This is a genomic window from Alteromonas marina (assembly GCF_000808575.1).
Taxonomy (GTDB): domain Bacteria; phylum Pseudomonadota; class Gammaproteobacteria; order Enterobacterales; family Alteromonadaceae; genus Alteromonas; species Alteromonas marina_A.
This window is the reverse complement of sequence record NZ_JWLW01000066.1, coordinates 449,846-475,705: the sequence shown is the minus strand read 5'-3', so window position 1 is coordinate 475,705 and position 25,860 is coordinate 449,846. Positions and strand designations below refer to the sequence as shown.

The 25,860-nt window shown below is 43.6% G+C and carries 18 protein-coding genes; 8 read left to right on the top strand and 10 right to left on the bottom strand.

The annotated features are described in order from the left end of the window. Positions 1-43 precede the first annotated feature (43 nt). Positions 44-751 (bottom strand): endonuclease/exonuclease/phosphatase family protein, encoded by a 708-nt coding sequence (locus RJ41_RS17740; protein ID WP_039223576.1) that lies wholly within the window; start codon positions 749-751, stop codon positions 44-46. After that, positions 739-2,955, bottom strand: a complete 2,217-nt coding sequence (locus RJ41_RS17735) for a VTT domain-containing protein (protein ID WP_039223573.1) — start codon at positions 2,953-2,955, stop codon at positions 739-741. The genes RJ41_RS17740 and RJ41_RS17735 overlap by 13 nt, the downstream gene beginning before the upstream one ends. A 260-nt stretch (positions 2,956-3,215) precedes the next feature. On the opposite strand from RJ41_RS17735, the gene RJ41_RS17730 reads away from it, so the two are divergent. Further along, the gene (locus tag RJ41_RS17730; protein WP_039223571.1) at positions 3,216-4,958 is read left to right on the top strand and encodes a PAS domain S-box protein; all 1,743 of its coding nucleotides are present in this window, start codon (positions 3,216-3,218) and stop codon (positions 4,956-4,958) included. Positions 4,959-5,037: 79 nt separating this feature from the next. Here the strand turns inward: RJ41_RS17730 and RJ41_RS17725 are convergent, their stop codons facing one another. Further along, a complete protein-coding gene (locus RJ41_RS17725) occupies positions 5,038-5,634 on the bottom strand; it encodes a porin family protein (RefSeq protein ID WP_039223688.1) in 597 nt (198 codons plus the stop codon). A gap of 510 nt (positions 5,635-6,144) precedes the next feature. Here RJ41_RS17725 and katG point away from each other — a divergent pair. Both katG and RJ41_RS17715 read left to right on the top strand, forming a co-directional pair. Then, on the top strand, positions 6,145-8,445 hold the full coding sequence (gene katG / locus RJ41_RS17720; protein WP_039223569.1) for a catalase/peroxidase HPI: 2,301 nt from the start codon (positions 6,145-6,147) through the stop codon (positions 8,443-8,445). Between the two features lie 212 nt (positions 8,446-8,657). After that, positions 8,658-9,143 carry a hypothetical protein gene (locus RJ41_RS17715; protein ID WP_039223566.1) on the top strand — a complete coding sequence of 162 codons (486 nt, stop codon included), beginning with the start codon at positions 8,658-8,660 and terminating at the stop codon, positions 9,141-9,143. 48 nt (positions 9,144-9,191) lie between these two features. Here the strand turns inward: RJ41_RS17715 and RJ41_RS17710 are convergent, their stop codons facing one another. After that, the gene (locus RJ41_RS17710; RefSeq protein WP_039223563.1) at positions 9,192-10,517 is read right to left on the bottom strand and encodes a mechanosensitive ion channel family protein; all 1,326 of its coding nucleotides are present in this window, start codon (positions 10,515-10,517) and stop codon (positions 9,192-9,194) included. A gap of 538 nt (positions 10,518-11,055) precedes the next feature. Between RJ41_RS17710 and RJ41_RS17705 the strand changes: the two genes are divergently transcribed. Together RJ41_RS17705 and RJ41_RS17700 are read left to right on the top strand one after the other, a co-directional pair. Next, entirely contained in the window at positions 11,056-12,246 is a 1,191-nt protein-coding gene (locus RJ41_RS17705) for a hypothetical protein (RefSeq protein ID WP_039223561.1), read from the top strand. Next, positions 12,246-12,665, top strand: a complete 420-nt coding sequence (locus RJ41_RS17700) for a hypothetical protein (RefSeq protein ID WP_039223685.1) — start codon at positions 12,246-12,248, stop codon at positions 12,663-12,665. The genes RJ41_RS17705 and RJ41_RS17700 overlap by 1 nt, the downstream gene beginning before the upstream one ends. A 13-nt stretch (positions 12,666-12,678) precedes the next feature. Here the strand turns inward: RJ41_RS17700 and RJ41_RS17695 are convergent, their stop codons facing one another. Next, a complete protein-coding gene (locus RJ41_RS17695) occupies positions 12,679-14,775 on the bottom strand; it encodes an EAL domain-containing protein (protein WP_039223559.1) in 2,097 nt (698 codons plus the stop codon). Positions 14,776-15,172: 397 nt separating this feature from the next. On the opposite strand from RJ41_RS17695, the gene RJ41_RS17690 reads away from it, so the two are divergent. Next, complete coding sequence (locus RJ41_RS17690) at positions 15,173-16,624, top strand: DEAD/DEAH box helicase (RefSeq protein WP_039223557.1); 1,452 nt, start codon at positions 15,173-15,175, stop codon at positions 16,622-16,624. A gap of 448 nt (positions 16,625-17,072) precedes the next feature. Here the strand turns inward: RJ41_RS17690 and RJ41_RS17685 are convergent, their stop codons facing one another. From RJ41_RS17685 to RJ41_RS17675, 3 genes are all read right to left on the bottom strand, one after another. Beyond that, positions 17,073-17,891 (bottom strand): thioredoxin family protein, encoded by an 819-nt coding sequence (locus RJ41_RS17685; RefSeq protein ID WP_039223555.1) that lies wholly within the window; start codon positions 17,889-17,891, stop codon positions 17,073-17,075. Between the two features lie 83 nt (positions 17,892-17,974). Then, positions 17,975-19,540, bottom strand: a complete 1,566-nt coding sequence (locus RJ41_RS17680; protein WP_039223552.1) for an ATP-binding protein — start codon at positions 19,538-19,540, stop codon at positions 17,975-17,977. Further along, positions 19,540-20,196 carry a response regulator transcription factor gene (locus tag RJ41_RS17675; RefSeq protein WP_039223549.1) on the bottom strand — a complete coding sequence of 219 codons (657 nt, stop codon included), beginning with the start codon at positions 20,194-20,196 and terminating at the stop codon, positions 19,540-19,542. The genes RJ41_RS17680 and RJ41_RS17675 overlap by 1 nt, the downstream gene beginning before the upstream one ends. 278 nt (positions 20,197-20,474) lie before the next feature. Here RJ41_RS17675 and dld point away from each other — a divergent pair, with 278 nt between their 5' ends. Continuing rightward, the gene (dld, locus tag RJ41_RS17670; RefSeq protein WP_039223546.1) at positions 20,475-22,208 is read left to right on the top strand and encodes a D-lactate dehydrogenase; all 1,734 of its coding nucleotides are present in this window, start codon (positions 20,475-20,477) and stop codon (positions 22,206-22,208) included. Between the two features lie 150 nt (positions 22,209-22,358). On the opposite strand, the gene mmsB is transcribed toward dld, so the two are convergent. Further along, positions 22,359-23,234 carry a 3-hydroxyisobutyrate dehydrogenase gene (gene mmsB, locus RJ41_RS17665; protein WP_039223543.1) on the bottom strand — a complete coding sequence of 292 codons (876 nt, stop codon included), beginning with the start codon at positions 23,232-23,234 and terminating at the stop codon, positions 22,359-22,361. A gap of 14 nt (positions 23,235-23,248) precedes the next feature. After that, the gene (locus tag RJ41_RS17660; RefSeq protein ID WP_039223540.1) at positions 23,249-24,748 is read right to left on the bottom strand and encodes a CoA-acylating methylmalonate-semialdehyde dehydrogenase; all 1,500 of its coding nucleotides are present in this window, start codon (positions 24,746-24,748) and stop codon (positions 23,249-23,251) included. 98 nt (positions 24,749-24,846) lie between these two features. Here RJ41_RS17660 and RJ41_RS17655 point away from each other — a divergent pair, with 98 nt between their 5' ends. Further along, positions 24,847-25,731: a LysR family transcriptional regulator gene (locus RJ41_RS17655; RefSeq protein ID WP_039223538.1), complete on the top strand. Its 885-nt coding sequence runs from the start codon at positions 24,847-24,849 to the stop codon at positions 25,729-25,731. Positions 25,732-25,860 lie beyond the last annotated feature (129 nt).

Genomic DNA, 25,860 nt, shown 5'->3' with positions numbered 1-25,860 from the left:
TACAACACTTTCTAACTTGCGACGTTAAAGAACACAGACAAATTTACGATTCAGGCAAGACAATATCCACTAACACCGGTAAGTGATCAGAATACACCCTTGTTTTTGCATTTTTAAGCTTTCTGCACGACTTCACTTCGATATCCTCTGTTACCCATACTCGGTCCAAAGAAAAAACTGGAAATTGACTGGGGAACGTAGCGCCAATTTTTTGCTGCGATAGCAACTGGTTTAATGCTTTAAATGCTTTAGAGAAGAACTGCCATTCATTGAAATCTCCTGCCAGAAACAGGGGCGTTTTTCTCTCTTTCAAACGCTGTGAAAGGTGCTCGTGAAGCATGGAGAACTGCGAACGACGCTCTAACTTTTTCAGACCTTTGTGAGTATTCACCACCGTCAGAGGAGTTTTTTCAGTCTTCAATTCGACAATTTGCACATTTCTTGGCTGTCGTCCTTTCTGACTTACGTCCACAGTATCGTGTTTCAACACGTCAAATCGCGTCAATATGGCATTCCCATACCAACCATTCGATTCTCTTATGGCAGGCGAGGGGATCAGCCTGAATGTATTGTTAGCACATATGTCTTCAATATCCTGAGCGGTATCACGCTCAATAGGACGAGTGTCCATTTCTTGAAGTAGCACGACGTCCGCGCCACTGTTTGCTAGAAACTGCCCTATGCGTTTGTAGTCATGCTGCTTATCTCTGCCCACCCCACTATGAATATTGTAGGTCACTATGCGGCACATTTCTCACCCTCATCTTTCCTACTGTTACTCGTTTGTGCCGCGTCACCAGTTGACTCCTTTCTAGCTTGATAATAGCGTGCAAATTTTTGTGAACCCCAAATCATGAGGCCCCACATAATGATTCCGCCCACAAGATAGCTAATAGTCTCCACAGAAGGGTTCTTCCAAATTTGTGCTATCGAATCACCCACAAGCCCTTTCGCAATCATGGGCGGGAACATGCCTAAAAATGTCCCCACTAAAAACTGGAAAATGCCAATAGATGAGATACCCGCTACCAAATTCACCAAACTAAAGGGCGCTACAGGCAACATGCGAATGGCCGCGACGCCAACGATACCGCTACGCTTTAGTTTTTCATCAACGGCAGCTACCTTTGGCCCACCAATTTTTCTAAGCCCCGCGTTGCCTGATAGCTTGCCTATTCCAAACATGATTGCAGAGCTCATTAGTGCTCCCATGATGCCGTAGATGGGCCCCCAAATCGGACCGAAAATAGCGGCTACTGCCAGAGAGAGTACAGTCACCGGGAAAAATAGAACGCCACCAACTACATAGACGATCAAAACTGTTGGAAGAGCAAAATAAGTGCCCCTGCTTTTCTCCAAAAAGGCATTGATACTGTCTGAGCTTAACCATGGGATTGATTGGCTAGCCCAAAACATCAACCCGCCTAGTATCGCAATAATAGTAACACCAATTAAAATCATAATGCTGCGACGTCTAGGGTTACGCGCGGGTAGCGCAGCCCCGTCAAGTGTGGGTACTGAAATAAGTGGTTCTTCAGGGTCTGATAGAGCGCGAAATACATTTTTCACAGAGTGTTCTGTGAATACCTCATCACGAACTTCGGTAAGCACATAGCCGTGTGCGATCTGACCCTGCATCAATGCTTCAACAGGATATCGGCTGTTAAATATTTCCGGCATTGCTTCTATATCACGACCTGTATGCTCAGCAAGTAAGTCATTTCTTACTTGTTCTATACATGCTCGATTGTCTTTGCTATTGCCGAAAATAACCGTATCAATCTCTGTATCTAATGTCATTGAACGGTTACTTAGGTTTGAAGAACCGATGACAAGGTACTTGTTATCTATCGTCATCACCTTAGAGTGAATGCGTTTGTACGCCTTACGACCTTGCATATCTTCGATTGAAGAATAGGTCAGTTTTACTCGATTGGGGTCGATCCCTTTTTCCAAAATTGCTTTAAATTCGATTCGGCTTGCCCAAAAAGCCTCACATTCAAACTTACCTTTTGGCTCGTAAGAGCTCACAATGATGACCGAAAGATTTGGCTTTAACTTTAGTTGCTTGTTAAGAGCCTCAGCAATTTCTTGGCGGGTCGTGAATTGATTTTCGATGTATATGACAGACTCTGCTTCACCAATGAGGTCAAGCAGCATATGGCGAACTTCTTGAGCCGGCTCGACTTCATCCATAAACGGGATGGTGCGGGCAAGGGCGCACTCTACGTTTTCAAAAAGAGGGGGGAAGTCTTCAGGCCATGCGTCCGGCAGCGGTGCATTTTCGTCAATACGTGCCTCTTCACGCATGTCGATAGGAGATTCATCAGCCACGCGTTGCCATCTCCATCTAACAAGTTGCGCAAAATCGGCAACGACGGGGCCGCTCGAAACCATTTGTACATCGTGTAACGGACCATACTCCCCGTCAGGACCATCTCTCTCTTCGGAAACCACTGGATGGTCTCGGGTATCCCAACGATTGGTGGACACATCCATGCCGCCTGAAAAAACAAGTTCGTCGTCAACAACCACGATTTTTTGATGCTGACTTCCGCCCATAGGAATAGTATCGTCCAGTTCAGTTTGTACGTTATCTGGGGTCTTCTCTTCCCATACTTCTTTGGCCCACATCTCACGTTGCGCAAAAAAGGCTAATGACGAGTCCCATCGCAATAGGTAAATTTTAATATCGGGGTTTTGCTCAGCTTTCCATTTAAGCAAGTCGCTAATCACACTAGGCGCTTCGCTAGATACTTCATCGTCACCTCGTAACAAGCGAATTCGACTATCAATATCCCAACCCACAATAAAAATGCTGTGCTTCGCTTTGACTATCGAGCTGTGTAGCGCTTTGTAATAGTTCCCGCAATCTATTAGAGGCGTGGAAAAACGCGCTTTGCTCTCTACCCAACAGTTTTGACCTGGTTGAAAAACACTCTTACCTGATTGCATGGTTCATTACCTATTTTTACCGATCTACCTATCTATTTATCTATGAGTTACTGCAGAATTCATACCTTATTAATCATTGGGGGTGGGATTGTTAAGTATCTGATTTAATTTATGTATTTGGCTTTTATCAACTTTTTGAAAGCGAGTTTCACTTAATTCTGTGTAATTTTTTCACAACAAGGCGAGATTAATGCTCAGAACTGGAAAAAGGTTTGAACATCTTCTATATAGCTTAAAGGTTATACAAAAGGATAAGGTCAATGAGGTTTTTTTCCAAAGAAGACGCATCGAAGCAGGCTCTAGAGCAGTCGATACTCGCGGTCGTGACTATTGATGAGAAAAATAACATCACGTTTTATAACGGCGCAGCTCAAAAGTTATGGGGTTACGCGCCTAGCGAGGTATTGGGAAAAAATATAAAAATATTGGTGCCCCAAGAGCACAAAGCGAATCACGATAGCTATGTCAATTCACACAGACAAACCAATATTAATAAGATTGTAGGAAGCTCACGGGAGGTTGAACTGGAAACCAAAAGCGGTGAGCGTATTTGGGTGCAGCTGGCCTTGTCACAAGTTAATGTCCAAGGCAAAAAGCATTACACTGCGTTTGTTCGAGATGTTACAGAAGAGCATGAATCTAGAGAAATTGTGGAGCAAACCCTTGAGCAAGCACTTGATGCGGTGGTGTGTATAGACGAGAACAACAATGTCACTTTATTCAATGCATCTGCTGAAAAGCTGTGGGGATATACGCGAGAAGAAGTTATCGGACAAAATGTGAAGATGCTTGTTCCTCAGGAGATACAAGCGAATCATGATAATTATGTAAACGCTAACAGGGAAACGGGGCAAGATAAAATTGTTGGCACTAGCCGTGAAGTCAAAATAGAGCGCAAGGACGGAGGAAGTTTATGGGGAAGGCTATCGTTGTCGAAAGTAAGACTCGCTGATAGAACGCTTTATACGGCCTTCATAAAAGATGTTACCGAAGAGGTTGAACAGCGAGAGATGCAGAGAATGCTTTCTCTTGTTGCTAACGAGACGGATAACGCGGTTATTATCTCCGACGCCAACGGACTAATAGAATATGTGAACAATGGATTTTACCGGCTCACTGGCTGGCAGCTTGAAGAAGTCAAAGGTAAAAAGCCGGGTTCCTTTTTACAAGGCGAAGAGACTGATCAACGGACCGTTGGCGTAATACGACAAAAACTTAAAAACCGCGAAGCCTTTTACGATGAGATCCTTAATTATAAAAAGAATGGTACTCCTTACTGGACGTCACTATCAATAAACCCCGTCTTCAAAGAGGGAAACTTAGTCAATTTCATCGCTGTTCAGGCTGATATCACCCGAGTAAAACAAATGGCACTCGACTTTACTAACAAGTTGAAGGCAATCGGAAGTGCTTTGGTACTACTTGAAATCGAACCTAGCGGCAAAATTATTGAGGCTAACAAACTACTTCGTGAAACATTAAATGGCGTGATGAGTACAGAAACATTTGCTAGCGAAGTTATGGGAAGTCTCACCACAGAGGATAAATCAAAATTAGAGAAATCTGGATTCGTTTCAAAAATTGCTGAGTTTGACATTGGGGATAATTACTTGGCGTTTGACGCTCGAATAAGTGCACTTAAAAATTTCAATGGGCAAGTAACGCGGTACGTATTCTTCGCTATCAACGTTACGTCGAGAAAGCAAGCGGTGAATGATACACAAGATGCCATGCAAGAACTCTTAGTGACCAGTCAAACTATCAGTAACATTGTTGGCACAATTAACTCAATTTCAGAACAAACTAATTTATTAGCGCTGAACGCTGCCATTGAAGCGGCCAGGGCGGGAGAAATGGGGCGAGGGTTTGCTGTCGTTGCTGATGAGGTGAGAACGCTGGCAGGTAACTCACAATCATCGTCAAATGAAATTGATAACCTTGTTAAAACAACGGTATCTAAAATAGAAGAGTTAGCTCAACTTATTCAGCGTATAGATGGTTAACACAAAAAAGCCTTCGTTAGATTACGAAGGCTTTCACAGATTTCCCGTTTAAAATTCAAAACGGTTGCTTCGTGTTTAGTTAAAAGCGGTATTCTACCCCGATACTTGCCTGTTTTAGATCAGTTTCAAAATCAGTATCATCAATGTCGTCAAACGCTTCGTCTGCATCCAGCTCCGTGTCATATACCGTATATTCAGCGTTCACTAAAAAGTTGCTGGTAACCGCATAGCTCAGACCTGCACCGACGAAAAGACTCTCATCATCGTTATCACGTGAAATACCTGCAAAATTGTATTCTGTCTCTGACCAAAGTTGGCCTGCTTTCGCGTACAGAGAGAAACGCTCCGTTAGTGGCAGAATACCTTTAATGGCTGCAGTGTAACCGTCTGTTTCAGCACCTGCGATGTCGTTGCCGTAGTCACCAAAATCGATGTACCCGCCTTCAATCGCAATCCACTCGTTAAACTTATAGCCCACGAGACCTTGCCAAACGTCTTTGTCGTCGTCAAAGTCATCCTCTCCTTCAACACGAAGATAACCGTAATTACCACCTACGTAGAAACCACTGTCTTTTGCTTCAATTTGATTTGATTGAGCATGGGCACCGAAAGACGCCATGGCGCTTAAAGATGCAACCGCGGCAATTCCAGTAAGTGTTTTAAGTGTGTTTTTCATAAGTTCATCCTCATTACTTCTTAACATTCCATCGACTTCTTATATGAAGCTAATGCGTCTTGATTACATAGCTTCAGTATCAATTGCTGTGCCATGGTAGAAATTTCAAATTTCGTTTCAATTGAGAGCAAACTTTACATAATGCATTGCGTATCTGTTTGTTTATTAATCGCTTTTGTAAGATGGACCTATGCTTGAAAAATTTAGGGGCGAAAAATTTTCATAACCATTGAAAGAGATTCACAGGTGTTTGATAGGTTGGCAAGCAACACAAGTTCTTTTGGGGCAATTGTTGGGTGAACTTATTGTTTATGTGTAACCATATGAATTGTATATCAATTTTAATTGATTGGATTTTTTAATCGGTTGAATTCATTTTATCAACTGTAAATATTCTTTAAGCCTGTCTATCTTTTATCTGCTTATGAGGTAAACAAAATGTTAACAAAGTAGTGATGTAATTCGCACTCACGCTTTGATAACTACAACAAACTCAGACGGGAAAAGACCATGACTATAAACAGGTTTAAGAAAACCACAGTATCAGTACTTGTTGCCCTATCGCTTAGTGCAACAGGGACTATTGCCAACGACCAAATTAGTAAGCCTGCTGGTGCCAAAGGCACGGGCATGTCTAAAGCTTTCCAAGCGAAAACAAACCAGTTTTGGTGGCCCGATCAACTTGATCTCTCACCGCTTCGAGATCATGACAAGCGTTCAAATCCACTTGGTGAAAATTTTAGTTACGCCAAAGCGTTTGCAAAACTTGATCTCGATGAAGTGAAAAAAGACGTAAATGAACTGCTTACTACATCTCAAGACTGGTGGCCTGCTGACTTTGGTAATTACGGCCCTTTCTTTATTCGTCTTTCATGGCACAGCGCCGGTACCTACCGTACATTAGATGGTCGCGGTGGCGGTGATGGCGGACAAATGCGTTTTGACCCGCTGAACAGCTGGCCCGATAACGGTAACCTAGACAAAGCCCGCCGCCTACTTTGGCCAATTAAGCAAAAGTACGGTGAAAGTTTGTCTTGGGGCGATTTAATGATCCTTGCGGGTACCGTAGGCATGGAAAACATGGGCTTTGACACCTATGGATTTGCGGGTGGTCGTACCGACGACTGGGAACCTGACATGGTTTACTGGGGCCCAGAAGTAGAAATGCTTGCGAGCGATCGTGAAGAGCGCGACGGCAAGCTTCAGCGCCCGTTGGGGGCAACGCACATGGGCTTGATCTATGTTAACCCTGAAGGCCCTAAAGGTGTGCCTGATCCGATGGGATCTGCGAAAAATATTCGCACTGCATTTGGCCGTATGGCAATGAATGACGAAGAGACCGTTGCCCTAATAGCGGGTGGTCATACATTTGGAAAAATGCACGGCGCACACAAGCCTGCTGATTGTTTAGAAGCTGAGCCAGGCGGCGCAGGCTTAGAAGAGCAGGGACTAGGTTGGAAGAACAACTGCGGTAAAGGCAATGCAGAAGACACAGTAACGAGCGGTTTAGAAGGTGCGTGGACGCAGCTACCTACTAAGTGGACGAGCCTATATCTTCAAAACTTATTGGGCTTTGAGTGGAAGCAAACTCGTAGTCCTGCCGGCGCTATCCAGTGGATCCCTACCGATGAGTCGCTACATAAATCAGTACCAGATGCGCACGTAGAAGGTAAGAAAAATCCTCCTGTGATGACTACAGCTGACTTAGCGCTTAAGTACGATCCAGAATATCGAAAAATTGCCGAGCGCTTCTTAGCGGATCCTAAAGAGTATCAAACGGCATTTGCTAAAGCGTGGTTCAAGCTAACTCACCGCGATATGGGTCCTAAAGCACGTTACTTGGGTAACGATATTCCAGAGGAAAACTTCATCTGGCAAGATCCAGTGCCTAAAGCTGACTATAAGATGATCTCTGATAAAGATGTTAAGAAGCTTAAAGCTGACATCTTAGACAGTGGCTTAAGCGTTCAGCAGCTTGTGAAAACTGCGTGGGCAGCGGCAGCAAGTTTCCGAGCATCTGATTTACGCGGTGGTGCTAACGGTGCTCGTATCGCGCTAGAGCCACAAATGAGCTGGGAAGCTAACGAACCTGAAACGGTTAAAGCTGTTGTTTCAAAGCTCAAAGAGTTACAGGAAGACTACAACTCGCGCATGTTCTCTAAGAAGAAGGTGTCATTAGCTGACTTGATTGTTATTGGTGGGGCTGCAGCCATTGAAAAAGCAGCGGCAGATGCTGGCGTCAAGGTTACTGTTCCAGTGGTTCCGGGTCGAACTGATGCTACGCAAGAGCAAACAGACGTTAATTCTTTTTCATTGTTAGAGCCAACAGCTGATGCGTTTAGAAACTATTACAACGCAGAAGCTAGCTATCGTTCGCCAACCGACATGCTGGTAGATAAAGCCGATCAACTTAACCTAACGGTACCAGAAATGACTGTTTTGCTTGGTGGTTTGCGTTCATTGGGAGCTAACACAGGTGGCACTAGCCATGGTGTATTTACTGACAACGTAGGCACGCTGAACAACGACTTCTTCGTAACGCTTCTTGATATGGGCGTTAAGTGGAGAAAAACAGATAACCCGTCGGTATATGAAGGTGTAAGCAGAAGTACTGGTGAAGTTATGTATACAGGTACGCCTGTGGACCTGGTCTTTGGATCAAACAGTGAACTGCGTGCAGTTGCCGAAGTTTATGCTTATGACAATGCGAAAAGCCGTTTTGTTAAAGACTTCGTCGACGCTTGGACCAAAGTGATGACATTAGACCGTTTTGATTTACGTCACGACCTAAACGCCAGCTTGGGTAAATAGATGCGGTAGAACTGCTATCGCGGATTAGTTTAACCGCTAATTCTCGACAGACATAAAGACTAAAAGGGCGCTTCGGCGCCTTTTTTATTTGATTTCTATACGTTGTATTATGAATTCTTAATGTGATTAAAACGACCTCTAGACCATCGCAAACCCACTTTTAATTAGATACACTAATTCTTTATTTTTCGCTTCTACAGACAATTACCACAATGGCTAGTCTTCAACGAACGTTGGTCAATTTAGAAATGCTAAGCGACGATATTAATGCACTTCACGTTGATGCACTTAATACGCACGCCCACATTAAGCTTTTACACAATGTGTTGAATGAGCTAAAGAACGCCGAGCAATTTGTGGCCTTAGAAACAGAGGCCAGTTTCCAAAAGTCGTTATCTGGCTCATTGTTTGAGAACATATTTGAGCGAAAGCGTATGGTCGGTGTGTACATAAAGCTGGTGGGCTATGTTATTACAGCATGGGAAGCAACCAATAAAGCAAATGCAATCATCAGTGAAAACTTCGATTCAAGTGCCGATAAGCGATTGGAGTTACTGCAGGTAAAAGCAATAAAAGCCAAATCTCAGTTAAAAACCGTAGCGTCAGCGATGGGCAAAGAAGACTATGCAAAGTTTATCCAGACGTTAGGTCTGTCTGCCCAAGAGTGGCAATGGGGTACACTTCGCGCTAGGTTTTAGCCAGCGCGAAGGTATGACTGAAAGCGCTCATGTCATGAGCGAGTATAGCTACGGTGTGGTATTTCGAATATCAATGCCTTGTTCGTTGATAACTCTTACTTCGCGTTGAGGGAACGGTATTTCAATATTGTGCTCGCGTAATGTTTCAAACACAGTAAGCAGCAAATCGCCACCCACGCGGTTTTTACCATCGTCCACACCCTCCATCCAAAACTCAACGAACATGTTAACGCCAGAGTCGCCAAAGCTATCTATTTCACAGTCAGGAAGCTCTTCAAATGGAACATCATCGCCACTGATTACCTGCGGATGTTCCGATACCGCCTCTTTAATAATCTCTACCATGGCGCGGATATCAGTTTTATAGGCGACAGAAAAGTCGATGCGGTAACGTTGTTTTTGGTTTTTGTGTGTCCAGTTTATTAGCAAGGAGCTGATGAACTTTTCGTTAGGCACCAGTACATCTTTACCGTCATAAGTCTCTAATACGGCATAGCGCATTTTAAATTCTCTGACGATACCTTTCTGCCCGTCTTCCAATTCAACGTAATCGCCTACGGTCAACGACTTATCCAATAGAATAATGATGCCCGAAATGAAGTTTGATGCGATGGACTGCAGACCTAAGCCTAAACCCACACCTACTGCACCACCGAACACGGCTAATGCGGTAAGATTAATTCCCATGACGTTAAGCAATAAAAGAAAGACCACACAGAACAGGGCAACTTCAAACAGCTTTGCGAACACTTCTTTGGTAGAAACGTCGAGCGACTTATGGTTTCGAATAATATCTTGACCAATGGCGTTCGAGCTGCGGCCTAGCCAGAACAGCAAGCCACCAAACAACAATACTCTTGTTACGCCATATGCTGAAATTTCGACGTTGCCGACTGATATTGCGATTGACTCCAATGCTGAAGTTATCAGCGGAAGTACGCCAACTAAATGTAAAAATAGGATAGGTAAACCCACCCATCGCATAAACGCTGCAATGGTGTTGTTTTCGACAAAGCCGGTAATCAAGGAATTAACAAATAGCATAAGGGCTACAACAACGGCTATTTCCAATAGCCATGCATCAAACTGAAATTGCGCCCCCAACACGGTAGTAAGCTTTAGCATGCTAATGGTGATAAGCGGGAATAGTGCCTCACCAAGGTTGTATAAAAAGCCGTGCATGGTATGTGCGCCTTGCTGCGGCTTTTCCCTAGTAAATTTAAATGGCTTCTTTACTTGTCGGGCAAGTAAAAACGCAACGCAATAAATAATTGCGATTGTCGTCAGCTGAATTACAAAGCTATCGGACATGACCGATTCTTTGACCAACGCCAACTTTTCTTCAAAGTGCTGGGTTAAACTATCAACATTCATATTTTCTACTTCACTTGTTTACCACACAGCGACAGCGTGGATGTAATTTGAGCATGGGATAACTGGGCGCTTTTTATCTGTTATACCAAATATGGTAAAGCTTTTTTTATCCATCTAATAAGAATTGACCAATAATTGAAAGCTGGATATACGGTTTATAGTGTTAATTCCTAGCGGAATAGATGCAAAATACTGATGTAATCGAGTTTTTAATGTTATTTGAATTAAGCGTCTTTTGCTCGTATGTGTTTGTTTGTTAGTTTATTTTTTTATTTAAAGATAAAAGGTGGTTCACATTAACCTCTATTCTTCATTCATAAAAATATTTGTCGTTTAGATAAAAAAATGCAGCGCTTTTCAAAAAGATACTGGAATAAGTAACACACTGCGATTACGAAAATTTTGATGCACCGCGCGTCTTTATTCTTCGGTGTTTTGATTGGAGTTATCTTCCTACCAAGCTATCATTAATGTAGTTGTTCAGTATAGGCGATACAAACAGTACTAAGCCTTAAACACGTTTAAATGTAAATTGACTATGACCAAATTGATGTTGCTGCCTGTTATTATCGCTATCGGCATATTTTTATTTGCTCCCGTAGGGCGCACGGAAGGACTCGAGTTTTCCGGTTTTGCAAGGGCGGTTGCCGGCAAAATAGATACTGAAAAAGCTACCTATGAAGGTTATGACAACAGCATAAGCTTTTCAGAAAAGTCACTCATAGCACTTCAAGCCGACTATTCTTTTTCGTCTTCATTCTCCGTTTCAAGTCAACTTCTTCTTCACACTGACGATGACAGGGAGTCAGGGATAGAGTGGCTGTATCTAACTTATGCTCCTAGTGAAAGTTTTCAAATTAACGCTGGCCGGCTTCGTACACCTTTTTTGAAGTACTCTGATGTTATCGATGTTGGGTTTGCGTACCCCTGGATCAACGCGCCGCAACAACTCTATAGCAGTTATTTGTTTTCTCAATATGAAGGTGCAAATGCTAGATTGAGAAGGACATTTGGCGATGTTGTGGTTGATTTTGAAGCTTACTATGGAAAGTATGAAGATGAGCTAGAGTCTAGCGGTATTAATGTAGATATTGAGGTAAATAACTTGTTTGGTGGTGTGATCGAAGTCAACTATGGCGGCTTGCAATTGAGAACTGCCACAGTTAATACGCCTAAAGTTGAAACTACCATTGATGAAATTGCTCCCCTGCTACAGGGGCTAAAAGCCGCAGGTTTTAATTCTATAGCCGAAAATTTTGAAATTAATGACAGAGCAGGTCCATTTTTGTTGGGTGTCAGCTATGACGCACTAAACTGGTATGTAAGCGGCGAATGGATGAAAGTTTCGTCTGATATCGATGTACTTGCCAACCTAGAAAGTTTCTATGTTTCATATGGTTACTATGTTGATGAAGTCCTTCTACATCTGACCTATGCTTCATCTAGGCAATCACTTGATACCATCGAAAACACTATTCCAGTAGGTGTGTCCTCCGCGTTAGATCAACTTTATTTCGCTGTTGAGCAACTAAATAGCTTCTTCCCTACAGATGACCTTGATACCTGGACACTAGGCGCCAGGTGGGATGTGAAAACCAATATTGCACTTAAAGCTGAACTATCGATTCTTGACGGTAAAGAAGGAAAATCATCGTTTTACGACATTAAAGAGAATAATTTCGATAGAAATGCGGCCTTGTATCAAGTGGCAGTAGAGTGGGTATTTTAATGCGAAAACAAATGCTCTTTTTCTTTCTCTTACTTTGTTCTCGTATAGCCGTTGCGCAAGATGGTGTCTGGGTCGTTGCAAACGTTTCTGAACAAAATTTCGCACTAACAAAAGCAGAAGTACGTAACCTTTTCATGAGAAGTACAACATCCTCCAGCGATGCCTTAATACCCGTAGCGATGAGCCCAGGCAATAGATCGCGGGCCATTTTCAATAGCAAGATAATTGCTTTGACCGAATCACGAATTCAATCCTATTGGGCGCAAATGCGCTTTAGTGGACGACAAATACCGCCTATTGAGTTCAATAGTTTGGACGCATTGCTTGAGCACGTAACAAATACTGAAGGTGCTATAGGTTATGTTCCCGCTGGAACGGCGTTACCCGAAAATGTAAAGGTGGTTTATCGAAGCTTTTAAGCAACCGCACATTTTAGGCGTCTTGCGATTGATTTACAGTTTTATCAACCAATTCCATTAGTGGAATTGGTCGACTGTAAAGAAACCCTTGAAGCGTATTGCACCCCTGGTTTATTAAAAATTTGGCTTGTTCGTGTGTTTCAACGCCTTCTGCACACACAGAAAAGTTCAAACTTTTAGCCATATCAATGATGGTCTTGGTGATCATTTCTGATTGCTTAGACTCACCTATTTTGCTTACAAAACTTCTGTCTATTTTTAGTGTGTCTATATCAAACTGCGTTAAGTAACTCAGAGAAGAGTAGCCTGTCCCGAAATCATCAAGGGCAAGTTTACAACCTAACTCTTTCAGTGATGCAAAAAACGGGTTCGCCACGTTGAAATTATTCATATAAGCAGATTCCGTAATCTCAATTTCTAAGTTTGAAGCGGGAAGTTTGCCTATATTTAACTCGTGGAGTAAAAATTGCGTGACATTGTGGTTGTTTAAATCGAGGGGACTCAAGTTAACCGATATTACGACGTTGCTGCCGAAGGCTTCAAGGAGAAGCGGGAATTCGTACCGAAGTTGCTTTAAAACCCATAGGCTTATTTGTGATATTTTGTCAGTTTGTTCTGCGATAAGAATAAACTCACCTGGGGGAACTTGACCTAACACTTCGTCTTCCCAGCGAAGCAGAGCCTCAAACCCCGTGATGTTCTTATCTGAATCCACTTTAGCTTGATAAGTGAGGAAAAACGCGTCGTTTTCAAGAGCGTCAGTTATGCGAGTGGATATGAGCACTTTGCGTTGGGTACGTGCCAGCATTTCATCGGTAAACCATACGAGTCTAGATTTACCATCGTCTTTAGCCTTGTACATGGCAACGTCAGCGTTAGTTATGAGGTTGGTTGGTGAGTATTCACACTCACTTGCAAGTGCAAGACCTATGCTAGCACTTGAGTCTAGCTTCAGTCGGTTAATGATATGAGGTTGAGACACTGCTTCTACAAGTTTTAGCGCTATTTTTTCTAGGTAACTAGGCGATGTAAGCTCCCGTACAATAACAATAAACTCGTCACCGCCTAAACGCCCTAATGTGCAATTATCTTCGAGTGTACTGTCCATTAATAAACTGATATGAAGGAGAAACTTATCTCCCGTGTCGTGGCCGAACGAATCATTAATAGCCTTGAAGCCGTCTAAATCGATAAACAGCAAACCCAATTCATGAGAATTCTTCTGCGCTAGGGCGAGTTCATTTGATAAAAGCTTCATTAAGCACTGTCTATTCGGCAGTCCTGTTAATGCATCAAAATTAGCAAGCCGCTCCATCTGAGACTGTTGCTTCTGCAACATTTCGTTTTTTTGACGATTCGCTTCAGACTGTTTTTTTATGTTTGCCATCATATTGTTAAAGGCTCGAGACAAAGCAAGCATTTCTTCTTTGTTTACTTCCTCAACTTTAACATCGTAAGCGTTGTCATCTACTACGCTGTCCATTGTTTTAATTAGGGTGTTCAGCGGACGCATTGCTCTGCGCTGAGCTCTTGTTGATATGAATAACGAGATAATAATGAGTAAGGCAACGGAAGGCGTGACCAAAATGATATATCTTTGCCTGCTTGCTTTTAACGCTTCTTCAAGATTGAAAACCAGCGCAAGTTTCCCCATAGGAAAAAACTCTTCGCCTACTGTTTTCACTACTATTACTTTGCTAGAAGTGAGATATAACCCAACGGAGAGTGTTGAGATACTTTTATCGATGTCAGTTTGGTTGTGCTGAGGAGACATTTTTTCTTGCGGTTTAGTTAGCCCGCCATTAAAGCCGGCATGACCTATATAATGGTTCAACAGCGTACCGTCATTACCGAAAATATAGGCAGCTTCAGCATATTCATACTCGTCTAAACGAAGCAAAATTCCCGTTTGATTGAAACTGCCAGCAGGCTCGTCGATGTAGTCGATGAGATCAACAGCCATGTTTACACTTATAGCATCTACTTCCGCAGACACAAATTCAACGTAAAGCTTCTCATAGACATAGATAGACAGACCAATGATCAGCGCACTGACTACGGATATAGATGCAAGCGTGTTGAATGATATTTCAGAGCGAAGGCTTTTCAATAAGTACTCTTTTAAGTTGAACTAAGTGGCAGTAAATACTTTTTAAAAGTATTAGAAAAGGACTGCTCTTTCTTTTATTACCAGTATAGACGTTTTACATCATTTCTTGATTAGCAATTTGGGTGAAATTGCGTGAGAGCGCAGTATTAAACTATCAATTGAACAAAAAATGCTCTGGTGGACTTTAGTGTTTAGTGATAGACTCCGCGCGCAATTTGTAAGAGTAAACACCTACGTTCTTTTCTTGATGTCAAACACCAATAAGCCAAGTTGGCAATGGCGTGTCTCTTTAGGTTTTCCCAGTAATCTATAACCCCCACGGTTAGCAATAAAGCACTAACGCTAATACCTTTGTGGTATGCAATTTTTTATAAATACCTATGACAGGAGTTTATTAATGTCATTTACCCAATTAGGGCTCGCTGAACCCTTGTTAAAAGCTATTGAAAAACGAGGATTTAGCACTCCATCACCAATCCAGGAAAAGGCAATACCAGAAGTATTGCAAGGAAAGGATGTGTTGGCAGCTGCACAAACGGGAACAGGGAAAACTGCAGGATTTGGACTTCCTATTTTACAGAGATTGATGGAAGGACAACCTGTATCTGGCAACAATGTTCGGGCACTTATCTTAACACCCACGCGAGAACTTGCTGCTCAGGTAGAAGAGAGCATCAGAGCGTTCAGCGAGTTTTTGCCGTTAAAAACTGCCGTGGTATTTGGTGGAGTAGGCATTAACCCTCAAATGATGAAGCTCCGTAAAGGTGTGGATGTGTTAATTGCTACGCCTGGACGATTGCTTGACCTCTACCAGCAAAACGCTGTTAAGTTTTCTCAGCTTGAAGTGTTGGTATTGGATGAAGCAGACAGAATGCTTGATATGGGCTTTATTCACGACATTAAGAGAGTATTGAAGCTATTGCCACAAGAGCGTCAAAGCTTACTGTTTTCAGCCACGTTTTCTGATGAAATCACTGCGCTGGCGAAAACAATAACGCGCAACCCTGTGAGTATTTCAACCGCGCCAGCCAATACCACGGTAGAAGCGGTTCAGCAACACTTAGTGACCATTGATAAATCCAAAAAGACGACCGCGCTTATTTGTCTGATCAAACAGCAGAAGTGGGAGCAGGTGTTAGTGTTTAGCCGCACGAAACACGGTGCTAACCGTATTGCAGAAAAGCTAACTCGGTCAAAAATTCCAAGTGCCGCTATTCACGGTAATAAAAGCCAAGGAGCAAGAACAAAAGCGCTTGCTGACTTTAAAAATGGCGCAATTAAAGTGCTGGTAGCCACCGATATCGCAGCACGCGGCATCGACATTAGTGAATTGCCTATCGTTGTAAACCTAGACTTACCCAATACGGCAGCTGACTATGTTCACCGAATTGGTCGTACAGGGCGCGCAGGCGCTAGTGGACAGGCTTGGTCATTTGTATGTGCTGAAGAACTGCAAAACCTGAAAGATATTGAGACACTGATTCAAAAGCTGCTTCCTCGTGAAACGTTGGAAGGTTTCGAGCCTCAGCAAGCCGTGCCTGTTACCACGCTTTCTAAGCCTAAAAAGCCCAAGAAGCCGAAAAAGCCGAAAGCACCACAAGGTGAGAGCGACAGCGAAGGTAAACGAAGTGGCGAGAATAAAAAGTCGGGTCAACGTCAAGGCAACCGTAGCGGAAATGGTAATCCGCGCGCAGGTAAACCGGATTCGCGCAACAATAGCGGTGGAAAGCCTGCAGGTCGAAGACGCTCAGGAAGTGAAGGAAGTGCCGCTAAACGACCAGCTAAGCGCAGAAGTAATCCGTCAAATAGCACCACTAATAATACGGCGTCAAACAGGGCAAAAGCGTAAACAGTTGAACTGCGCTTCATAAAACCGAGTTTATTAAAAAAGGGCCGTTGGAAAGGCCCTTTTTAATGTCCATATTCTTTGTTGCGTCACCTTGATGTAGAACCACTATACTTGCGATAACACGCCGCGATTACGAACATTTTAAATCTGGCTGAGTGGGTAATGAATTATGTGGACTGGTATTAGGGCCTATTGATCTTTGTTGTACATTTTTGCAGCGGTCTGTGTGCCATCTAGACAAGGCGGATGTTTGACGGTTTAGTGGTTTTAAATCGAGAACATTCAACGCTGTATAGATGGCACAAAGGCGCTGCCCGAAGGGGTCGTTATGGAAGCCTTTTACTCTTTGTCACAGTCCTTTAACTTAGCCCGCTAGGCTTGCAGGACTGTTTCGCGATTAAAAGGCTTCCATTTAGACCAAAATTCGTACACCAAAGGTCAACAGGCCCTAATTATGTTCCCACGAAAACGGATTGTAATGTCGCAATGCTGGCGTGGTGTTGACTCCGTTGCCATTCTCAGAATCTAACGTAAGCTCGGCGCGCTTTATCAGCGTTTTTTGCAGTTCAGTGCGAAACCCTTTGGTCTCTTTCCATAGCTCGTTAAGCCCTTGTGGGGTATTACCTTGTAAATCTAACGCAAGTAGCGGACCCAGTTTGTCATAAGCGCTTTGTAATCTGAGTGCTTGCTTTTTATTGTAAGCTTCTTCTTCATCTGTCGTTTCCCAGTTAATAAACGGGGCTTTTTGCGCAGTTGTCATTGCAGGAAAGCGAGAGAAATACTGAATGTACTCCGATAAGGGAATGCTGTCAGCGCGCCCCCATATATCCATTGACGTTCTGTTTAACAATGCGCTGGTTTTAGGTTCAACCACCATTACCGTTGGTGTGGCGTAATAAATGGGGTAGTCAAATCGCTCGGTTATATTTCTTCTGTCTTCAAGTGTTCCCACATCAACAAATACGGTTTCATAATGAGCTCGTAGAATAAGGTCCATTTCCTTTGTCGCAAAACGCTCAGCTAAGCCAGTACTGTCGTGACACCACTGAGCACCCAGTACAACCAAAAGTAATTTGCTTTGTTCCACAGCTCGCTGCTGTGCATTGACCACATCTTGATAGAGTGATTTAGACGGAGCGTAAGTGTAAGGACTTTCATTTTGAGTACTTACACAGCCATTTAACGTGGTGAAAGTGGCAATTAAGACAGCAATGTTCAGGCACTGTCTAAAAAAGTGGCCCCGGCGAGTAATGAAATTTTTTTGCATACGGTTATCAAAATAGTAGTTAAATCAACAGCAATGTAGCATAAAAAGGATGCAGCGACGCACCTAAAACGCAATAGAGTAACTTAAGCACTGTAGGACAAAGTCAGGCAAACTCTGGTGCCTGATGGTTTGTTCTGGGAAATATCAAACTCACCATTTATCAACTTTGCGCGTTCTCTCATCGACAGCAGGCCGAGTGTGGGTTCAGCGTTTGCTAGTTGGGCAATATGCTCAGGGATACCGCCGCCATCATCAGTAACGATAAACACGGCACTGTGTTGGGCATAGTTGATATTAATACTGAGCGACGTCGCATTGGCATATTTTATACTGTTTGTTACCGCTTCCTGCACAATACGATAGATGTGTATTTTCTGGTCTGAATCGAACGGTACTGGCGTGCCGCTAACGTTAAACGAATAGTCTATGTTTGCGCGCTTAAGCGTGGTAATGATCTCTGAACGTTGGATCACGCTTTCAATGGGAAGTGTATCAATACCGGACGGACGTAATCCCCCTAAGCTTTTCTTCATTGCGTGGTATAGAGCATCTATCTTTTTGAGCATCATGTCGTTGTCGCTTTCTCTGCTATCTAGCGACAGTTGAAGTTTTAAATCGACTATGCGGTGACCAAAGTCGTCGTGTAAATCTCGCGATAAGCGCTTTCGTTCATCTTCTTGCACTACCACCAATTGACTGGCCAGTGCTTGAGCGCTTTGTACCGATACTTCAAGAGCCTCGTTTTTCTTCGCAAGCTTCATATTCAGCAAGGTAGATTGGTTAATTGAAGCACCTAAAATGAGGCAACTTGTACATGATGCTAAGATGTAAAACTGATGCTCAATGGGAGGAAGTGCGCTCTGGCTTGCCACCACGAACGCAGTAATACCTATGAGTAAACACGAAAACGCACTGCCAACTATGGCATAGCGATACGATAAAAACAGCGCGGGGAAAACCGCTAGATATTTAACCTGATAGCTGATGTTAATTTGTTGGGAGTAGGCATAGCTGCTCAGCATCAGCAAAACCAGCCAAGCGATTGTTGTAAGGTACAGTGCTAAGTGACTCTTAGGGATAGATGGCCGTTTATACAATGCGAAGAGAAAAGGACAAAGAACAACAATTCCTACAAAGTCACCTAATGAAAAATCAAACAAAATAGAGAGAAAAACCTCTATGCCTGTTTGCAGTTCAATAGCCCTTCTGCCCAAAAATACCGCCCCAAGAGCAACACTTATAAGAACACCAAAAGCCAACGTGGCAAGGGTGCTGGAAACATTATGTATATAAGGTGCGCTAAAGCGACGTCTGAATAAATAAACGCATGTACAAATTACCGCGGGTGACAGCACTAAATGGACTAAATACCAACCTATGGTTCCACTTAAAAACGCCGTATTGTCGAGAATGCCACCGGGGTGAAATAAAATGAAGTGGGTTAATTTTTCTGCGATGAGTAGCTGTGGCCAGCTGTAAACTGGCAGTAGTAAAAACGCCGCCAGGCGAACACCAGCAGGCAAATACCAGCTCACCGTACCTGAAATAATTTCGAATTGGGTGCTTAACAACCACACGCCGTGAAATAGCGCGGTATAACCTAATCCCATTAGTAAATAGGTAACGTTGAAATACCGCGTTAGATTCATCAATTTGCTTTGACTAGCGTATCGTCGTAGATAACGTCAGAAACGTCGAGGTACCCAGTTTCTAACGCAATTCTAAGTAAACCAAATTGGGAGGTTACATTGAGTTTCTTGTAAATATTAGTTCTGTGAACCATCACTGTTTTCGGGGCAGTATCTATGTAGTAAGCAATCTGTTTTGGCTGGAATCCTTTTGCTAACAGTAAGAAAATTTCCTTTTCCCTTTCAGTAAGGATAGAGGTTAGCTGTTTATCACCGAAAGCTAACTTTTTACTAATATCTGTGCTTAGATAATTCTCGTCCTTTTCTAGAGACTCCAACGCGTCCATCAATTCTTTAGTGACGGCATTCTTTGTAACATAGCCATCGGCACCGAGTTCAAGCGCTTTACTGATATAGCCAACATGATCATACATGCTCAGCATTAAGCACTTTATAAACGGCGCGTCTTTCTTGATTTTTATTAGCGTGTCGAAACCACTTTCTTGTGCTAACGAGATATCTAGAATGGCAACGTCAATATCGTCTAACGTGGCGAAGGAGGGAAGTGCATCCAGAGAGCTTACTGCGTAGGAAACATGCCAGCCATACTCTTGCTCGATGAGTGTTTTAATGCCATCCCTTACAATTTCGTGATCGTCAATAATGAGTATGTGCATGAAAAAATGCTTTTTATTTCTTAATGCATCAAGTGTACGTTGTATTTGGCTTATAGTGAATAAGCCGATGGCTTAGAGTGGCGATATGCTCGTTAAAATATCATGGTGAAAAATGCTATTTAACGTTGCCAACGAACGGCCTATCTATAAGTGTCCAATGAATTAAATATAAGTAAATTATATCTATAAAAAACGTTTCCCCCCTTTGTTAAAAATGGCGTTAGTGTATAGTTCATCACCAAGTCCATTCTTCCAACACTTCAACACAGAGAGAACCAATGACCGTAAACGTTGACACTCAGTCTTTGATTGCATCTATACGCGATGTAGTAGGGCAGGCCTATTTGTTAACAGATAAAGCGAAGAAGCAGCCATATACCAAAGGGTTTCGCTTTGGTGCGGGCGAAGCACTCGCAGTAGTAAGACCAGGTACGCTGGTTGAAATTTGGCGTGTGTTGAAGCTTTGTGTTGAGGCCGATGTTGCGGTCATTATGCAAGCGGCTAATACAGGGTTGACTGGAGGCTCTACACCAGACGGTAAAGATTACGACAGGCCTCTTGTTATTATCAGCACCATGCGTATAGATGATATTCAGCTAGTTGAGAATGGAAAGCAGATTGTAGGGTTAGCTGGAAGTACCTTGTTTGGGTTGGAAGAGACGCTTGCGCCTTATGGCCGTGAACCTCACTCAGTGATCGGTTCTTCATGTATTGGCGCATCCATCGTGGGGGGAATCTGCAATAATTCAGGTGGCGCTTTGGTTAAACGAGGCCCTGCCTATACTGAATTGGCGCTTTTTGCCCAAATCGATGCAAATGGGAACCTGTCTCTGGTAAATAATCTGGGTATTAACCTAGGTAGCGAGCCAGAGGAAATTTTGAATAATCTTGAGAACAAGCAGTATAAAGAGGAGGATGTCTACCATCCTGACGCTCGTGCATCAGACAATGAATATGATGAGCGGGTTCGAGATGTTGATTCTGATACCCCTTCTCGCTTTAACAATGACGGCAGAAGACTTCACGAAGCTTCGGGCTGTGCAGGTAAGCTCGCTGTCTTTGCGGTGAGGCTAGATACGTTCCCTATTCCTGAAAAGAAACAAGTATTCTATGTAGGCTCTAACGATGCAGCTGTGTTTACAAAAGTGCGTCGTGACATTCTTTCTACCTTTAAAAACTTGCCTGATTCTGGCGAGTACCTTCACCGCGATTGCTACGACGTGTCTAAGAAATACGGCAAAGACATGTTTATTGTTATCAGTAAGCTCGGTGCGAAGTTCATACCGAAGCTGTTCGCGTTTAAGCGGAAGTTTGACGCTTTTACCGATAAGTTAGGCTTTTTACCCAACAAAATGTCAGACCGCGTTATGCAGTACATGAGCTATATTTTCCCTAACCACCTGCCAAAGCGCATGGAAGAATACAGAGATAAATACCAGCACCACTGGATATTGGAAATGAGCAACGACGGGGTAGATGAAGCTAAAGCCTACCTAGATGAGTTCTTTAAAACCAACGAAGGTGGCTACTTTGAGTGTACCGAGGAAGAAGCAGATAAAGCAATTTTACACCGCTTTGTTGCCGGTGGAGCAATAGGTCGCTATCACGTAATGCACAGTAAAGAAGTGGGGGCCATGATGACCATTGATGTTGCACTTCGCCGCAATGATCCTGATTGGTTTGAGGTGTTGCCTAAAGAAATAGACGACCAGATAGACACAAAACTGTACTACGGCCATTTATTCTGTCATGTAATGCATCAAAATTACGTGTTGAAGAGGGGCGCGGATGCCAAACAGCTTAAAAATAAAATTCTAGAAACCTTTGATGCAAGAAGCGCAGAATACCCCGCAGAGCATAATGTGGGTCATGAATACTTTGCCAAAGATGCGCTTAAGAATTTCTATCGCGAACTTGATCCAACCAACAGCTTTAACCCAGGCATAGGTAAAACCACTAAACTCAAAAACTGGGCTGAGCATAAAGGCGGATGCTGTGGTGGGCATCACTAAAAGCCCGATTGATTAAAAGCGATAAGCTATAAATAATTGTTACCATTGCCTGGGTAAAATAAAAAAGAGCGAGTAAAATCCTTTACTCGCTCAGTAAGAAGGCCACCTCTTCTGAGGGAAAGTAGCCGTCGGAGAACTGTTGGTTTTTTCTTATGCTAGTCGGTTGATTATTGAAGAGAAGTCCATCCCTGCATTGCCTTCTTCACAATGCATTTCAAACCACTTTGCAGCAAGTTCACCCATAGGTACTTGGGCATTTACACCCTTTGCGCCCTGCATGGCAAGGCCTAAGTCTTTGAGCATAAGCGCCGAAGCGAAACCGCCAGCAAAATCGTTATCAGCAGGGCTTTGTGGCCCCACACCTTTCACAGGGCAGTAGGTGGTCATTGACCATGTCTGCCCCGAGGCATTAGACGCAATATCAAAGAATACTTGCGCGTCTAAACCAAGCTTTTTGGCCAGTTGAAAGCTTTCACACGTCGCAATCATGGTTGCGCCAAGTAACATATTGTTACAAATCTTCGCTGCTTGCCCTGCACCATGGCCGCCCGCATGGACGATTTTTTTGCCCATTGCGCTAAGCACACCATGAGCTTTGTCAAACGCTTCAGCGTCGCCACCCACCATAAACGTGAGGGTGCCGCCCGCAGCTGCTGCAACACCACCAGAAACCGGCGCATCAAGCATTTTAAGGCCTTTTTTCTCTGCCAGTTCCGACACACTCTTCGCCGTTTCTACGTCAATAGTTGAGCAATCAATAAGCAAAGTGCCTTCGCACACAGAAGACAGGATCTGATTTGAATAGATATCTTTTACGTGTTTGCCTGCAGGCAACATTGTAATAACAATGTCAGCTTCAGCAGCAGCTTGCTCGGTACTTTGTGCAATAGTACAGCCGGCTTCTTTGGCTTTGGCCAGCGCAGCTTCGCTTAAGTCGAAAGCCAATACGTTGTAATCGTTCTTAACCAGATTATCTGCCATCCCTGAGCCCATATTACCTAGGCCAATAAATGCAACTGTGGTCATAATAGTCTCCTCGCTTAGCCCATGGTTGGAATAACAAAGGCGTTGTCGTTCGTATCTGAGCCATCAGGCCAGCGCTGAGTAATCGTTTTAACTTTGGTCCAGAATTTCACACCTTCCATACCGTGCTGGTTGGTGTCACCAAATGCAGAGCGCTTCCAGCCCCCAAACGTATGGTAGGCAACTGGCACAGGAATAGGCACGTTAATCCCCACCATGCCTACGTTTACACGCTGAGCAAATTCGCGCGCTGCATGGCCATTACGGGTATACATAGCAACGCCATTACCGTATTGGTGGTCGCTTGCTAAGTTAACTGCTTCGTTGAAATCTTTCGCGCGTACCATTTGCAGTACTGGACCGAAAATCTCTTCTTGGTATGAGCGCATGTCTTTAGTCACGTGGTCGAAGAAGGTTGGGCCGATGAAGTAGCCCTGACTGTCGTCTGGGATCTGACTGGTTCTACCGTCGTAAACAAGCTCAGCACCTTCTTTTATGCAAAGGTCGATATAGCCTTCAACGCGCTCTTTGTGAGCAGCAGTAACCACAGGCCCATAGTGCGCTTTAGGATCTTCACTATGACTTACCATAATGTCTTTAATCGCCGGAATAAGCTTGGCTTTCAGTTTCTCAGCAGTTTCATCGCCCACTGGGACGACAACCGGTAGCGCCATACAGCGTTCACCGGCACTGCCGTACGCAGCACCTACTAAGTCGGTTACCACCTGATCTAGATCTGCATCAGGCATTACGATGCCATGGTTTTTCGCGCCGCCCATGGCTTGAACGCGCTTACCTGCACGAGCGCCACGCTCGTACACGTAGTTAGCGATGTCAGAAGAGCCTACAAAGCTCACCGCTTTAATAGTTTGATGATCTAAAATACCATCAACCACTTCTTTGTTACCGTGTACAACGTTAAGTACACCTGCAGGAAGGCCTGCTTCAATCATAAGCTTTGCCAGTTCAACAGGTACTGACGGATCGCGCTCTGATGGCTTTAAAATGAACGCGTTACCGCAGGCAATTGCCACACCGAACATCCACATTGGGATCATGGCCGGGAAGTTAAATGGCGTAATACCTGCCACTACACCAAGTGCTTGGCGCATGGAGTACACATCGATTCCTGGGCCTGCGCCTTCGGTATATTCACCTTTTTGCGCATGAGGAATACCACAGGCAAATTCAATCACTTCAAGACCGCGCTGAATATCACCTTGTGCATCAACCAACACTTTACCGTGCTCGCTTGATAATAATGCCGCTAGGCGATCGCGGTTTGCTTCAACTAGCTCTTTAAACTTGAACATTACACGAGCGCGTCGTTGAGGATTTGTTGCTGCCCACTCAACCTGTGCAGCTTGGGCTGTTTCAATTGCATAGGCCAAAGTTGAAGTGTTAGCCAAGCTGACTTCAGCCTGTACTTCACCTGTGTTAGGCGCAAATACCGACGCGGTATTTTCGCTGCTATCCTCAAAATCTTTACCTGCAATAAAGTGAACAATCTTTCTCATGACATAGCTCCTGTAATTTTTAACAATATTGAAACCTTGTGTTTGCAAAGGCAATACATATACTTGCAGTATGATGCTGTAAAAATGCAGGTGTTGATGTGAATTGGGACGACATGCGTTTGTTTCTTGGTTTGGCAAGGAATGGTCGTGTAGCTATTGCAGCTAAAGGCTTAAAGGTAGATCCTACGACCTTGGTACGTCGTGTAAAAAAACTGGAAGACTCACTAAATTGTAAATTGTTTGAGCTAACTAAAAGAGGGTATGTGCTTACTACGCACGGTAGTGAGCTTGTTTCTTACATCGAAAAAGCAGAGCATTATTTTTTAGAAGCGCAAAATGAGCTTGGCGATGAACGTTCCCACTTGGCCGGCACCATTAGAGTTAGCGTTTCTGAAGGTTTTGGCAGTTGGTTTTTGGCACCTCTACTGGCCGACTTCAAGAAGCAGTATCCGGGGATCAGTATTGAGCTTGTGGCAACCAGCGGCTTTTTAAACCTGAACAAACGAGAAGCCGACATGGCTATCTTGTTAGAAAAGCCCAGTAAAGGCTTGCTGGTTACACAAAAATTGACTGACTATAACCTTTATCTTTATACCCACCAGTCCCTTATCGACGATAAAAAACCGCAAACATTGCGAGACCTTACCTCATTCAATTTAGTGAGTTATGTTCCCGATTTAGTGTATGCGCCTCAATTGAAGTTCATTGAGGAAACGGCACTGTCACAGTTAAGCGCGCTGCGCAGCACCAGCATTAATGCGCAATATCAAATGCTTATTAATGGTGCTGGCGTAGGAATTTTGCCCAAGTTTATGGCTGAAAAACAACCAGGCTTGGTTCGGCTGATTGAAAACGAGATTCACATCAAACGCACGTTCTGGTTGGCTACGCACAAAGAAACGCATTCTCAAGCTCGTTTCCAAGCATTTACACACTGGCTAATTGAAAACGTAGCGCGTTATCAAACAAGTTTTACTGACTAGCAATAATCGATATAGTAAAGATCCCGTTTTGTTTGAAACTATTGAACTGTGAGGTCTAATACTGAGTTGGAGTAGTACAGACAAAAGTTTACTGCATTCAAAAGCCGTTTATTCGTAACATCATCCTGC

Coding starts and splice junctions, on each gene's coding strand:
- RJ41_RS17740 (WP_039223576.1), bottom strand. CDS start 751: ATGTGCCGCATAGTGACCTACAATATTCATAGTGGGGTGGGCAGAGAT.
- RJ41_RS17735 (WP_039223573.1), bottom strand. CDS start 2,955: ATGCAATCAGGTAAGAGTGTTTTTCAACCAGGTCAAAACTGTTGGGTA.
- RJ41_RS17730 (WP_039223571.1), top strand. CDS start 3,216: ATGAGGTTTTTTTCCAAAGAAGACGCATCGAAGCAGGCTCTAGAGCAG.
- RJ41_RS17725 (WP_039223688.1), bottom strand. CDS start 5,634: ATGAAAAACACACTTAAAACACTTACTGGAATTGCCGCGGTTGCATCT.
- katG (WP_039223569.1), top strand. CDS start 6,145: ATGACTATAAACAGGTTTAAGAAAACCACAGTATCAGTACTTGTTGCC.
- RJ41_RS17715 (WP_039223566.1), top strand. CDS start 8,658: ATGGCTAGTCTTCAACGAACGTTGGTCAATTTAGAAATGCTAAGCGAC.
- RJ41_RS17710 (WP_039223563.1), bottom strand. CDS start 10,517: ATGAATGTTGATAGTTTAACCCAGCACTTTGAAGAAAAGTTGGCGTTG.
- RJ41_RS17705 (WP_039223561.1), top strand. CDS start 11,056: ATGACCAAATTGATGTTGCTGCCTGTTATTATCGCTATCGGCATATTT.
- RJ41_RS17700 (WP_039223685.1), top strand. CDS start 12,246: ATGCGAAAACAAATGCTCTTTTTCTTTCTCTTACTTTGTTCTCGTATA.
- RJ41_RS17690 (WP_039223557.1), top strand. CDS start 15,173: ATGTCATTTACCCAATTAGGGCTCGCTGAACCCTTGTTAAAAGCTATT.
- RJ41_RS17685 (WP_039223555.1), bottom strand. CDS start 17,891: ATGCAAAAAAATTTCATTACTCGCCGGGGCCACTTTTTTAGACAGTGC.
- RJ41_RS17680 (WP_039223552.1), bottom strand. CDS start 19,540: ATGAATCTAACGCGGTATTTCAACGTTACCTATTTACTAATGGGATTA.
- RJ41_RS17675 (WP_039223549.1), bottom strand. CDS start 20,196: ATGCACATACTCATTATTGACGATCACGAAATTGTAAGGGATGGCATT.
- dld (WP_039223546.1), top strand. CDS start 20,475: ATGACCGTAAACGTTGACACTCAGTCTTTGATTGCATCTATACGCGAT.
- mmsB (WP_039223543.1), bottom strand. CDS start 23,234: ATGACCACAGTTGCATTTATTGGCCTAGGTAATATGGGCTCAGGGATG.
- RJ41_RS17660 (WP_039223540.1), bottom strand. CDS start 24,748: ATGAGAAAGATTGTTCACTTTATTGCAGGTAAAGATTTTGAGGATAGC.